The organism is Enterococcus avium (assembly GCF_002891025.1).
In the GTDB taxonomy this organism is placed as follows: Bacteria; Bacillota; Bacilli; order Lactobacillales; family Enterococcaceae; genus Enterococcus_A; species Enterococcus_A avium.
This window is the reverse complement of record NZ_NBSL01000002.1, coordinates 2,688,170-2,701,046: the sequence shown is the minus strand read 5'-3', so window position 1 is coordinate 2,701,046 and position 12,877 is coordinate 2,688,170. Positions and strand designations below refer to the sequence as shown.

Genomic DNA, 12,877 nt, shown 5'->3' with positions numbered 1-12,877 from the left:
CCTATGTGCTTACCCAAAGCAATTCAAAAATTCTAATCTTTTTTAGGAGATGATTTTATAAAATTGAGAGTCTACTTGAATAAAAAACAAACCTGTGAGTTTCTAGGAATTGATAATAATACTTTAGATAAGTGGATTCGTATATATAATTTTCCAGTAATCAGAATTGACGGTATAGTTCGCTTTGACATAGAGGATATCAAAGATTTTATGAATACATTTAAAACAATTTGAAAATTTCTTCTCGCCGCATATACTAAGAATAGCGAAATATACTGCCTTACTTTTTAAGGGAGTGAGGAATTTTGCCTACAAAACTTTCAAATGGGAAATATAAAACTAATCTGAGGTATCCAAAAAAATTCAGAGAAATCACTGGAATTACATCAGAAAAGTATCAAAAAGTATTTCCAACTAGGCAATTGGCTATTAAAGCCGAAAATGCAATGAAAAGGAAAATTGAAACAGTTTTAAGAGAGGAGAATGCAAATTCACTAGAATTAAAAGGAAAAATAAAATTTAAGGAATTCTATGAATCAAAATGGCTTCCTAGATATGAACTAGGTCAGACTACTAGATCAAAAAGAGCTCCAAGTTACGTAACAATTAGTAATACTAAAGATATATTCCGATTGCACATCCTTCCAATGTTTGGTGAGTATGCAATGAACTATCTAAATTCAAATACTGAGATAATATCAGATGAATTAACAAAAAAATCGAAAGAATACGCAAATATAAAAATTATCAAAGGATATGTCCGTTCTATGTTTGATATTGCAGAAATACTAAATTATATTGAATTTAACCGAACTACCAAAATTATTCAATGTATCACTGCACCTAAAAAAATTGCTTTAGAAGAAAGAAGGATACGGGAAGGTAATCAAGCATTATCGTCAGAAGAGCTTATTGCTTGGATAGAAGCAGTAAACACTGACTTGAATAATCACTTGCTTACTCTTCATGACTATACTCTTTTCATGCTTACCCTATATCTTGGTGATAGAAAAAGTGAGACGTATGCTTTGCAATGGAAATATATCGACTTTGAGAAACAAACGGTTCGCCTTAAACATGCTTTGGATAAATATCAAAAAAAGAAATTTACAAAAGGTCGAAAGGATACCGTAATTCAAGTACCCGAAATTGTAATGGCATTACTAAGCAAATGGAAATCAGTGCAAACTGAGCAATTGTTGAGATTAAAAATTAATCAAACACCAGATCAGTATCTCTTTACCTATACTAAACCATCCGGAGAAGTAAATTGCCCTGTTCACGCTGATTACCTAAACTATCGAATCAATTCAATTAAAAGACGACATCCTGAATTGGCTCATTTATCTCCACATAAGCTTCGTCATACCTATGCAACTATAGCTAGACAAGGCGGAGCAAATATGAATCAAATATCTAATGCTTTAACACACTCAGATATTTCTACTACAAAGATATACGTAAACACACCAGATGTAGTTGATAAGACTGTTTTCGAAGCATTTCAAAAAGGATTAAAGAACTAGGATGAATGTGTTCTCGAATGTGTTCTTAAACTAAGAAAACCTCAGGAGAAAACCGCTCCTGAGGACTTTTTGTTTAGATAAATCATTTTATTGTCGATCACTGATTCTAAATTCGTATCCAAGTACGTTCTTATAGTATTCTGGATACATCTCTCCACCACATTTTTCGCAATCAAATTGCGGAGCGTTCTCAGGATCAAATGCAACATCTCCTGCATCCAAAAATTGAACTACTTCCTTTGGAATTTTTTCCTTTATCCCACATTCAAGACAAATGTAATGAACCACTCCATTGGAATCGAAGTTTTTTAAAAGCTGCTTCTTTTTCTTTTTCATACTTACGTTTCGATGCTTCTTCCCCAATTTTTTTATTCTCCTCTCGCATGAATCGTTCCGATTCTTTATTCTTCGCATATTTCACTACAAGTCGTCCATTTTTAGACACACTAACTCCACTAAATTCATAATATTCGCCACATCTAGTACATTCCAATGGATTTACTCCGAATTCTTCGGCTATTCGTTCACACCATGATTTTGGTTTAAGTGCTTTCTTCACATTCACAAGCATTCGTTGAATCTCTTTCTGGTAATTACTTAATACTTTTTTCATGATTGTCTTGATCCGCCGACTATAAATGCCGTATCTACGAATTGTTTTGAACTGGTTCTCTGGAATATGACGAATCAGTGCACCAATAAATTCCTCTGCCGACATCGTCTTTATCTTATCCGTGTTAGTTCGTTTATCATGATACTGAAACATCACTATTTTCCCATCGTACAAAAGGATACGATTTAAAGCAATGGGACCACGTTTCATATAACGACTGATATATTCTAATATCTTTTTGAGAGAAGTTCGGCTCCTTTTGGGTGCATGCACGTAAAAACCCTCTGCATTTTTCGTGTACGCCGCTTGTAAAAGCGGCTGGACTCGTGCCTTATCCCATTGGGATAAGGTTCTTCGAATGAGCTTTAGGACCGCATTCTGCCAATATTTCCTCAACATTGCGAACGGAAAATAGTCATAGTCCTTCCATTTTCCATCCTTCGTCAGTCCACCCATGGTGACGACTAAATGAACATGCGGATTGTATTCTAGCTGAGAACCGAAGGTGTGGAGTGTTGCCACAACCCCAGCTTGTATATGGTGCTTTCTAAAAAAATCTAATAGTATCCGTGCAGCTTCATCCATTAATCCTTTTAAAAGCTCCTTACGATACTTCTCCTTCAGAAAAATCTCACGTAAACCTTCATCGATCGTGAAGATGACGTGTCGATGCGTCACTGTAAACAGATCATTCGCCGCAACCTCTGCCCACCGTTGACTTTCCCCAGTTGCACAAGTTGGACAAAATTTCCCTTTACAACGAAAAGCCACTTTCTTTACATCATGGCATCCTTCACAGACAAATAGACGATAACCTTTTTTAAGGTCACCACAATCGCGAAACTTCTTCACTTCTCTTTTCACAACGGATCGAATCCTTCTTGTGTACCTTTGATTGAATTTCTCCCAGTTTTGATATTCATCAAAGAAAATGGCGTGTAAAATATTGGGTTTCATATCTCCAGTTTAATAGGAAAAAGACCAGATGAAAAGCGGTCAAAAGATTGATGTATCAATCCTTTGACCGCTTAAAATGTTATACTTCCTTTAATGTTAAGAAAACCACCGGAGAATGAATTCTCCGGTGGACTTTTTGTATGATTAACCTTCTTATTGAAGATCACTGATCTTAAACTCTATTCCAAGGGCGTTTCTATAATATTCTGGATACATCTCCTTCCCACATTTTTCACAGGTAAATTGGGGAGGATTGTTCGGATCATTTGCAATATCTGCATCATCTAAAAATTTTACTACATCCATTGGGATTGATTCTTTTTCACCACAACTTAGACATATAAATTTCACGTTGGCGTTCCCAATCCCAGCGAATTGCTTTAAAAGTTTTTTCTTTTTCTTCTTCATACTGTTGCCTGAATTCTTTTTGGTCAATTTTTCGATTCTCCTCTCGCATAAACCGCTTTGCATGGTTATCTTTCGCATATTTAATAACTAACCTTCCATTTTTGCGCACACTCATCCCAACGAATTCATAGTACTCACCGCAACAAGAACATTCTAAGGGATTTTCACCAAATTCTTCGGTTATTCTTTCTTCCCAGGATTTTGGTCTTAAGGCCTCATTCAGATTGATAAACCGCTTTTTTACTCGTTTCTGATACTCCTTCATGACCTTTTTCATTAATGTTTTGATTCTACGACTATAGATTCCATAGCGACGAATCGTTTTGAAATTCTTATTTTGAATATGGCGAATCAGTGCAGCTATGAATTCGTCTATACTCATGGTCATCGTCTCTTTAGTATTCGTTCGTTTGTCCATATAGTTGAACATGACAGTGTCGCCATCATACATTAAGATTCGGCTTAATGCGATCGGGCCACGCTTCATATAACGACTGATGTATTGGAGTAGTGACTTTAGATTTGTCCTGCTCCTTTTAGGAGCATTTACGTAAAACCCTTCTCCATTGTTCTTGTACGCAGCTTGTAATCTTGATTGAACTCTTTGCTTGTCCCACTCACCTAACGTTCGTCTAATTAGTTTCAATACAGCATTTTTCCAGTATTTTCTTAACATAGAAAAAGGTAAATAATCGTATTCTTCCCAACTTCCATCTCTTGTTAAGCCACCCATAGTAACAACCATATGAACATGCGGATTAAATTCTAGTTTTGATCCAAAGGTGTGGATTGTAGCTACTATACCTGCCTTCACCTTTCTTTTCTCAAAATAGGCAAGAATAATTTTTGCGGCTTCATCCATTAGTCCTTTCAGTAAGGAATCTCGATAGTTTTCCATCATAAAGATTTCCCGTAACCCCTCATTGATCGTAAAGATTACGTGCCGATGTGTCACTTTAAACATATCATTCGCCACAACCGCTGACCAACTTTGGCTTTCACCTGTTGCACACGTTGGACAGAACTTTCCACGACATTTCAAGGGAACAAACTTTGTTTGATGACATCCTTCGCAGACAAACAGTCGGTATCCTTTTTGAATATCTCCACAATATCTAAACTTGTTTACTTCCCGTTTGACGACTAGCCGAATCTTTCGCCCGTATTTCTCAACAAAGTTATCCCAATTATGGTGTTCGTCAAAAAAGATTGCTTCGAGAATATTCGCTTTCATAGTAATATTTTACTTGTTCAAAAACAAAATGAAAAGGGCTAAAAGACTGGTAGTGCAGCCTTTTTAGCCCTTAACTTTTTATACTTTCTTTACTGTTAAAAAAAGACACTTTCCAAATAATTGAAAAGTGTCTTGAAACATTGATATACAAAGAATATTAACGTTTTGAAAACTGTGAAGCTTTACGAGCTTTTTTAAGACCTGGTTTTTTACGTTCAACCATTCGTGAATCACGAGTAAGTAATCCAGCGCGTTTTAATGGTGCACGGAAATCAGGATCTACTTCTAATAAAGCGCGTGAGATACCGTGACGGATAGCGCCGGCTTGACCTGCGTAGCCCCCACCGTTTACGTTTACGAATACATCATATGAACCAGCTGTTTCAGTAACACCAAATGGTTGGTTGATTACTAAACGTAGGTCAGCATGTGGGATATATTCTTCAACGTCTTTTTTATTTACAGTAATTTTACCAGTTCCTGGTACTAAACGTACGCGAGCAACTGCATTTTTACGACGGCCTGTGCCGCTATATTGAACTTGTGCCAATGAATTTCCCTCCTATTAAATTAAGTTTGTGATGTCTAAGACTTCTGGTTGTTGTGCTGCATGTGGATGTTCTGCTCCACCGTAAACGTGAAGTTTCATGCCTTGAGCGCGACCTAAAGTGTTTTTAGGAAGCATACCTTTAACAGAAGTTTCGACCAAACGGCGAGAATTTTTAGCACGCATTTCGCCTGCTGAGATTGATTTCAATCCACCAGGGAAGTTTGAGTGACGGTAGTAAATCTTGTCAGTTGCTTTCTTACCTGTCAATTTAACTTTATCTGCATTAATTACAATTACAAAATCACCAGTGTCAATGTGTGGTGTGAATGTTGGTTTATTTTTTCCGCGTAGCATTGATGCAACAACTGTTGAAAGACGTCCTAAAGGAACATCAGTTGCGTCTACTACGTACCATTTGCGATCTACTTCGCCTGGCTTAGCCATATATGTTGTACGCACGTTTTTTTCCTCCAATTTCGATTTCGAATGTTTGACAAACACTTGAGTTTCCGGGGCTCTCGTGGGGCAAACAATACCATTTACCATAATACTTGCAAAGCCTTGCCATGTCAATGTTTTTCTCTTTGAAAACGCAAAATATTTTCATTTTCTCTAACTTCTTCTACTATTCACTATCCTTTCTTTTATACAGGTCAAAATGAATAAAGAAACGTATTTTCAAAAATATTTTGCATAAATATTTAAAAAGTGCTTGCTTTTTGTATTTTACGATGCTAATATGACTTCAACACATTAATTAGAATTTAATGAAAAAGCGATAAGGGAGCAATCAGGATGAAAGAAAAAGTGATTTTAGCATACTCAGGTGGTTTAGATACTTCGGTTTCAATCAAATGGCTCGTCGACGAAGGCTACGACGTGATTGCCTGCTGTTTGGACATTGGCGAAGGTCGCGACACCGAATTTATTAAAAATAAAGCATTGCAGGTTGGGGCAACAGAATCCTATGCAATTGATGCCCGCGAGGAGTTCTCGCAAGATTTTGTTTTAGTCGCATTGCAAGGCAATACATACTACGAAAATTCTTACCCGCTAGTTTCTGCTTTGTCTCGTCCGTTGATTTCAAAGAAATTAGTTGAATTGGCTCACCAAACAGGCGCAACGACAATTGCTCACGGATGTACTGGTAAAGGAAATGACCAAGTCCGTTTTGAAGTTTCCATCGCCGCTCTTGATCCGAACTTGAAGATCATTGCACCGGTCCGTGAATGGAAATGGTCCCGGGAAGAAGAAATCAACTATGCAGCTGAAAAAGGAGTACCGATTCCAGCGGATTTGGATAATCCTTATTCAATTGACCAAAATTTATGGGGACGTGCCTGCGAATGCGGCATCCTAGAAGATCCGTGGGCAACTCCGCCAGCGGGTGCCTATGCGATTACTGCTGAACTAGAAGATACACCAGATAAGCCAACGATCCTTGAGATCACGTTTGAAAAAGGGGTACCAACTGCATTAGATGGAGAAGAATTATCATTAGCTAAATTGATCATGAAGCTAAATACCATCGCAGGTGTACATGGCATTGGTAGAATCGACCATATTGAAAATCGTCTGGTTGGGATCAAATCAAGGGAAGTATACGAATGCCCAGGTGCAGAAGTATTGATGAAGGCCCATAAAGAATTAGAAGATTTAGTATTTGTTCGTGAGATGGCGCACTTCAAACCAGTTATCGAGCAGCAATTATGCCAAATGATCTACGATGGTCTGTGGTTCAATCCAACGATGGATGCCTTGATCGCATTCTTGAAGCAATCACAAGAAGACGTGAACGGCGTACTCCGTGTGAAATTATTCAAAGGCAATGTGATCGTTGAAGGACGTAAATCTGACAACAGCTTATACAACGAAAATTTGGCGACTTATACATCTGCCGATACGTTCGACCAAGAAGCAGCAATCGGCTTCATAAAACTATGGGGCTTGCCAACCAAAGTAAATGCTGAAGTGCAAGCTGAAAACAAACAGACCACTGTACAATAAGAAAAATTTGAAATCATGAAAGTGCAAGAGAAACCAGATGTGAGGCGGCTTTTACTTGCCGGTAAATAAGGCCGTCCGGTTTCACATCTTGCCATTGCTCATAGGAGAGTTTCTTTTCCGGTCAGGAAATAAGGAAACCAGCAATGTTTTCATCCTGAGGTATCTGAAAAGATGCCTCCTCCCTAAAAGAAAAGCGCGAGATATGCGCTGAAAAAAGACCGTTGCGACGGTCTTTTTTGTTAAAAATCCATAGACAAAAGTGAGGATAAAACAATGGCAAAATTATGGGGCGGACGTTTTGATGGAAAAAACGAAGCGTGGATCGACGCTTTTGGTGCTTCGATTCCCTTTGACCAGCAATTAGCAACACAAGATATTACCGGCAGCTTAGCACATGTCAAAATGCTCGGCGAAACGGGCATCATCACAAAAGAAGAAGCGCAACAAATCACTACGGGTCTCAATATATTAGCAGAAAAAGCTGCGAAGGATGAACTGACCTTTACGATTGAAAATGAAGACATTCATTTGAACTTGGAAAAAATGCTTCATGACGAGATTGGACCTGTCGCTGGAAAACTCCACACTGCTCGCAGCCGAAACGATCAGGTTGCGACAGATATGCATTTATATTTGAAGGAACATCTAACTGAGATTATTGAGAAAGTCCACCATTTCAGAGCGGTCTTAGTTAATAAAGCTGAAGAGCATGTCGAAACAATCATGCCCGGCTACACTCACCTGCAACATGCTCAGCCGATTTCTTTTGGGCATCACTTAATGGCCTATTATGGCATGCTGACACGTGATCAGGCACGTTTGGAGGAAAGTATGAAGCGTGTGGATATCTCACCGTTAGGCTGTGCAGCTTTAGCTGGTACGACATTCCCAATTGATCGTCAGATGACCGCAGATGAGCTAGGCTTCAGCGACCTATACATGAATAGCCTTGATGGCGTCAGTGATCGTGACTTCATTTTAGAATTTTTAAGCAATAGTTCGATTTTAATGATGCACCTTTCACGTTTTTGTGAGGAAATCATATTATGGTGCAGCCATGAATTTAAATTTGTCGAACTGACCGATACCTTTTCAACGGGCAGCTCGATCATGCCTCAAAAGAAAAATCCCGATATGGCGGAATTAATCCGCGGCAAATCAGGACGAGTATTTGGTGATTTAATTGGCTTGCTCACCGTAATTAAGGGCTTACCGCTGGCTTATAACAAAGATCTGCAAGAAGATAAAGAAGGCATGTTTGACACGGTCCACACCGTAGCGACAAGCTTAGATATCATGACTGGGATGATCGATACGGTGACCGTCAACACTCAAATCATGCACGACGCAACAGAAAAAGATTTTTCAAATGCGACAGAACTAGCTGATTATTTAGCGACAAAAGGCATTCCTTTCCGCCAAGCACACGAGATTGTTGGAAAGTTGGTATTGGAGTGTACGCAAAAAGGAATCTACCTGCAAGACGTCTCATTAGAAGAATATCAAGCCATCAATCCGGTGATCGAAGAAGACATCTATGATACGCTAGCTTCAAAAACAGCAGTTACTCGCCGCCATTCATTAGGCGGAACTGGTTTCGACCAAGTCAAAAAGCAAATCGAACTAGCTAAAACAGCCTTATAAAGTGTTAAAAGGACTATCCGCAATGGACAGTCCTTTTGCTTATGCCTTTGTATAAACCGAGGTTGCGGTTTCTTTTAAAACTTCATTTAATTCTATGATATTTTGTTTCCCTTGTTCAGATAGCCAAGAAATTGCCTTTTCTTCGCTCTCTTTCACAAATGGTTCGACGCCATTCGCCCAGGTTGCTCTGCCGCATAATACGCCATTAAAGGTTGAACCTGACTGCTTCGCAAAACGTAACGTTTCCTGAAACAACTCGGCACTAACACCAGCGCTCAAGAAAATGAATGGCAACTCGGTTGCATCAGATTGTTCTTTAAAATACGCCGCTGCTTCTGCTTGTGTATAGCAAACTGTTTCGCCAAACCCTTCAACAAAATTCATATTTACCGGCACTTCAACTTTCAACACATCAACCTGATAACGTTCCTGTGAAAATTCCTGCATCGCGCCAATCACCTTACGTGGTTTTACTTGAGCATACTCCTGGGAAGTCGCATCTGCGATCTCTGCATCATAAGAAACAATCTCCAAGAAAAATGGAATACCTTCTGCTGTACATTCTGAGCCGATTCGTTCCATGTACGCACGTTTTTGTTCATTGATCTCTTCTGGTTCATCCACGTCATAATAGAGTAAGAACTTACAAGCATCTGCCCCAGCCTCTTTCAAACGTCTCACTGACCAAACATTCAATACATCAGGCAAGCGCCCCGGTGTTGTCGCATCGTAGCCAGTTTTTTCATAAGCCAGAAGCAAACCGCATTCGGCGTCGCGCACCTCTGCTGCTGGCAAACCGTATTCCGGATCCAATAAGATCGCTGAAGCATAAGGCGTGAGCTGTTGAGAAACCAACTCTTTGAATTTGATTACATCATCCGTTGTCGCTTCCTTATAGTTACCGATCATTTTCTTCAAAGCGCCCCGTTGATCAATCGCCAAAGCCCCGATAACACCATTCTCATTCGTTAGCTGATCGAGATATTTTTTCTTTCCTGCACTGATTGTCTTCATTCATTTTCACCTATTTTTTCATTTAGTAGTGTCGCAATTTCCGCTTTTGATTGCGCAGCTTTTAGTTTTTCAGTCACTTCATTGCGCATCAATAATCGTGCGACCGCGGATAATAATTTCAAGTGTGTGGTCCCTGCTTCTGTGTCTGGAATAAATAGCGCAATAATAAAGTCGATCAATTGTCCATCTAAACTATTCCATTCAATTCCTTGATTTAATGTAACAATGAGAATGCTTGGCTCGCTGATCGATTGATCTTTCGCATGGGGAATGGCAAAGCCATCCATCATTCCGGTAGTGCCTTCATTTTCTCTTTCTATTATTCTTTGATAGACTTGCTTCTCATCTGCTGAGATCCCCGTCTCTACCGCTTGATTGGCTAAAAATTCAAAGACTTCTTTTTGTGTCGTCAAAGACTGATTTAAAAATATTTTTTCTTCTTGAATGATCCCCATCATGTACTCCTTTACTTAGCCACTGCTGATTTTTCTACCTGTTCTGTCGTCTGCTTTTCTTTTTTAGCTACACTGTTCTTTTGGATGAGTCCTAAGATCACACCGCCGACAAGCGCACCAATCAAAATCGAAGCGACCCACTGAATTTTCCCTGTAACAACTGGCAACACTAAGAATCCACCATGAGGTGCAGGCACTTGAACACCAAACATATAGGTAAGAACAGCAGCAATCGAAGAACCTAGCATCATCGTAGGTAATACACGAATCGGGTCTTTTGCGGCAAAAGGAATTGCCCCTTCGGTAATATGTGTAGAACCTAAGATAAAGTTAACTAATCCGGCATTACGATCATTTGTATCAAAATATTTTCCAAAGAATAATGTCGCGAAGCCTGTAATCAACGGTGGCGCGATACAAGCTGCTGACACACCGGCCATGAAAGTCGTATTGCCTTGCGCTAATAACGCCGTTCCCGTAACATACGCTGCTTTATTGACTGGTCCCCCCATATCAAAGGCACACATACAGCCGACGATTACACCAAGAATTAACGGATTAGAATTTTCAAAGCCGGCTAAGAAGCTCATCATACCTTCATTGACAGCCTTCATCGGATCAGCTAATAGCGACATGATAATACCAATTACTGCAACTCCGATCACTGGATATAAGAAGATTGCTTTTAAGCCATCCAGTTGTTTTGGTAAGCCTGCCATCACTTTTTGCAGAAGTAAGATCAAGTAACCCGCAAGAAAACCTGCCAGAATTCCGCCTAGGAACCCGGTCCCTCCATTAGTTGCGACAATTCCACCGACAAAACCGACTACTAACCCCGGTCGTTTAGCGATTCCTTCCGCGATATAAGCTGCCAAGACGGGAACCATCATTCCCATTGCTGCATCACCGACACTTTTCAGCATCGCGGCCGTCGCATTATATTGTGCATTCTCTGGATCGAAGGAATAAATTCCCCAAACAGCAAATGAGATTGCGATCAAAACACCGCCTGCCACTACGAAAGGAAGCATGTGGGAAACACCATTCATCAAATTTTTATAAATGCTGCGACCGAAACTTGTGTTAGTTCCCGTCTCTTCTTCTAAAGTGTCCACTGCTTGATTCTCTGCTGCTACTGAGCCTTTTCCAGCCAAAGCGTCATCAATTAAACGTTCCGCATCTTTGATTCCGGTACTAACCGACACATCAATAATTCGTTTCCCGGCAAATCGTTCTGGATGAACATCTTTGTCTGCCGCGATAATAACGGCTTCTGCATGCTTGATTTCTTCAGCAGTCAGTTCATTTTCAATCCCAATCTGACCATGGGTTTCGACTTTGATGGTCACGCCTTTTTTCTTAGCCGCTTGTTCCAATGCTTCTTGCGCCATATACGTGTGAGCAATACCTGTCGGACAACCTGTTGCTGCGATTAATTGATAATTTCCCATGTTTTTAACCCCTCTTCTTTGATTTCAATTTGTTTACTTAGTTCTTTTACATCCGAAAAATCAGTCAGCCCCTTGCGAAATGCAGTAGAACTTCCTGCGGCTAAACTTTTGCGTAACGTCTCTTCCAGCGGCTGCTCTGTTAAATAACCAGCCAAAAAGGTTCCTAATAATGTATCTCCGGCACAGGCTGTGTTGACTACTTTTCCTATTGGCGAATTCCCACAAATAATCTTAGTCTGACTGAAAAAAATTGCTCCTCCACTGCCAAGTGATAGCAGCACATTTTGCGCTCCTGCTTTTATCAATTGCTGTCCATAAAATAAATAGGCTTCTTCTGAATCAATAATTTCGCCAAACCATGAAGCTAGCTCCTCTTCGTTTGGCTTCAGTAGAAAGGGGTGGTAGGGCAAACAGTCCATGATCTCCTTGTAGCTGCTATCAATGATCAGATGAACATCACGTTCTTGACAAATCCGACTAATATCGACTAATATTGTCGATTCAATCCCCCTCGGCAAACTTCCCGAGATACAGAGATAATCTTCAGCCTGCAAGTTTCTAATTTGATCCAAAAAAACTTCAACCTTTTCCTGCGGTATTTCTGGACCTTGATTGACTAATTTGTATTCCTCCTTTGTTTGATTGACTTGAGTAAACACATTGATCCGTGTCATCCCAGGAACTTCAATAAAATCAGTGCTGATCTCCTTTTCCTGTAAATAATCTTCTATATAATTCCCAGTAAACCCGGCACGAAAACCTAGTGCAGTTGTATCAACTCCCAGCATTTTTAGGATCAGTGAAACGTTGACTCCTTTTCCATTTGCTTGGATATCATCATCCTTTGTTCGGTTTACAGTAAAAGGCTCCATAGTATCTGTTTCAATAAATAGATCGATTGCTAAATTCAAGGTACAAGTGTAAATGGACATAAGTGACGACCTCCTTGACCTTATTATGAGGCAGTCATAGACGAAAAGGTTTTCATATTTTAAGCTAATGACTGAAAAGCTTTACA

13 protein-coding genes are annotated in these 12,877 nt (G+C 39.7%); 3 read left to right on the top strand and 10 right to left on the bottom strand.

The window, feature by feature from the left end:
- Positions 1-305 precede the first annotated feature (305 nt).
- Complete coding sequence (locus AUF14_RS13545) at positions 306-1,526, top strand: tyrosine-type recombinase/integrase (RefSeq protein ID WP_102866087.1); 1,221 nt, start codon at positions 306-308, stop codon at positions 1,524-1,526.
- Positions 1,527-1,613: 87 nt separating this feature from the next.
- Here the strand turns inward: AUF14_RS13545 and AUF14_RS13540 are convergent, their stop codons facing one another.
- The 6 genes from AUF14_RS13540 to rplM form a co-directional block, all read right to left on the bottom strand.
- Complete coding sequence (locus AUF14_RS13540; protein ID WP_040005624.1) at positions 1,614-1,814, bottom strand: hypothetical protein; 201 nt, start codon at positions 1,812-1,814, stop codon at positions 1,614-1,616.
- Entirely contained in the window at positions 1,792-3,096 is a 1,305-nt protein-coding gene (locus AUF14_RS13535; RefSeq protein WP_071879978.1) for an IS91 family transposase, read from the bottom strand. The genes AUF14_RS13540 and AUF14_RS13535 overlap by 23 nt, the downstream gene beginning before the upstream one ends.
- 153 nt (positions 3,097-3,249) lie before the next feature.
- Complete coding sequence (locus tag AUF14_RS13530) at positions 3,250-3,402, bottom strand: hypothetical protein (protein ID WP_225844263.1); 153 nt, start codon at positions 3,400-3,402, stop codon at positions 3,250-3,252.
- Between the two features lie 16 nt (positions 3,403-3,418).
- Positions 3,419-4,738 carry an IS91 family transposase gene (locus tag AUF14_RS13525; protein WP_102866031.1) on the bottom strand — a complete coding sequence of 440 codons (1,320 nt, stop codon included), beginning with the start codon at positions 4,736-4,738 and terminating at the stop codon, positions 3,419-3,421.
- A gap of 157 nt (positions 4,739-4,895) precedes the next feature.
- Positions 4,896-5,288: a 30S ribosomal protein S9 gene (gene rpsI / locus AUF14_RS13520; RefSeq protein WP_010744355.1), complete on the bottom strand. Its 393-nt coding sequence runs from the start codon at positions 5,286-5,288 to the stop codon at positions 4,896-4,898.
- Positions 5,289-5,303: 15 nt separating this feature from the next.
- Positions 5,304-5,732 (bottom strand): 50S ribosomal protein L13, encoded by a 429-nt coding sequence (gene rplM / locus AUF14_RS13515; RefSeq protein ID WP_192935230.1) that lies wholly within the window; start codon positions 5,730-5,732, stop codon positions 5,304-5,306.
- Between the two features lie 351 nt (positions 5,733-6,083).
- On the opposite strand from rplM, the gene AUF14_RS13510 reads away from it, so the two are divergent.
- Positions 6,084-7,295 (top strand): argininosuccinate synthase, encoded by a 1,212-nt coding sequence (locus AUF14_RS13510; protein ID WP_049222105.1) that lies wholly within the window; start codon positions 6,084-6,086, stop codon positions 7,293-7,295.
- Positions 7,296-7,568: 273 nt separating this feature from the next.
- Positions 7,569-8,939 (top strand): argininosuccinate lyase, encoded by a 1,371-nt coding sequence (gene argH, locus AUF14_RS13505; protein WP_049222106.1) that lies wholly within the window; start codon positions 7,569-7,571, stop codon positions 8,937-8,939.
- A 39-nt stretch (positions 8,940-8,978) separates the two neighbouring features.
- Here the strand turns inward: argH and lacD are convergent, their stop codons facing one another.
- Genes lacD through pfkB form a run of 4 tightly spaced genes read right to left on the bottom strand, consistent with a single transcriptional unit; the run spans position 8,979 to position 12,791 of the window.
- Positions 8,979-9,953, bottom strand: coding sequence for a tagatose-bisphosphate aldolase (gene lacD / locus AUF14_RS13500; RefSeq protein ID WP_049222108.1), 975 nt, complete (start codon positions 9,951-9,953; stop codon positions 8,979-8,981).
- Positions 9,950-10,408 carry a fructose PTS transporter subunit IIA gene (locus tag AUF14_RS13495; protein ID WP_049222110.1) on the bottom strand — a complete coding sequence of 153 codons (459 nt, stop codon included), beginning with the start codon at positions 10,406-10,408 and terminating at the stop codon, positions 9,950-9,952. The genes lacD and AUF14_RS13495 overlap by 4 nt, the downstream gene beginning before the upstream one ends.
- A gap of 11 nt (positions 10,409-10,419) precedes the next feature.
- Entirely contained in the window at positions 10,420-11,859 is a 1,440-nt protein-coding gene (locus tag AUF14_RS13490) for a PTS fructose transporter subunit IIC (protein ID WP_048717773.1), read from the bottom strand.
- Positions 11,841-12,791, bottom strand: coding sequence for a 1-phosphofructokinase (pfkB, locus tag AUF14_RS13485; protein WP_102866086.1), 951 nt, complete (start codon positions 12,789-12,791; stop codon positions 11,841-11,843). Before pfkB ends, AUF14_RS13490 begins: the two co-directional genes overlap by 19 nt.
- Positions 12,792-12,877 lie beyond the last annotated feature (86 nt).

Coding starts and splice junctions, on each gene's coding strand:
- AUF14_RS13535 (WP_071879978.1), bottom strand. CDS start 3,096: ATGAAACCCAATATTTTACACGCCATTTTCTTTGATGAATATCAAAAC.
- AUF14_RS13530 (WP_225844263.1), bottom strand. CDS start 3,402: ATGGATGTAGTAAAATTTTTAGATGATGCAGATATTGCAAATGATCCG.
- AUF14_RS13525 (WP_102866031.1), bottom strand. CDS start 4,738: ATGAAAGCGAATATTCTCGAAGCAATCTTTTTTGACGAACACCATAAT.
- rplM (WP_192935230.1), bottom strand. CDS start 5,732: ATGGCTAAGCCAGGCGAAGTAGATCGCAAATGGTACGTAGTAGACGCA.
- AUF14_RS13510 (WP_049222105.1), top strand. CDS start 6,084: ATGAAAGAAAAAGTGATTTTAGCATACTCAGGTGGTTTAGATACTTCG.
- argH (WP_049222106.1), top strand. CDS start 7,569: ATGGCAAAATTATGGGGCGGACGTTTTGATGGAAAAAACGAAGCGTGG.
- lacD (WP_049222108.1), bottom strand. CDS start 9,953: ATGAAGACAATCAGTGCAGGAAAGAAAAAATATCTCGATCAGCTAACG.
- AUF14_RS13495 (WP_049222110.1), bottom strand. CDS start 10,408: ATGGGGATCATTCAAGAAGAAAAAATATTTTTAAATCAGTCTTTGACG.
- AUF14_RS13490 (WP_048717773.1), bottom strand. CDS start 11,859: ATGGGAAATTATCAATTAATCGCAGCAACAGGTTGTCCGACAGGTATT.
- pfkB (WP_102866086.1), bottom strand. CDS start 12,791: ATGTCCATTTACACTTGTACCTTGAATTTAGCAATCGATCTATTTATT.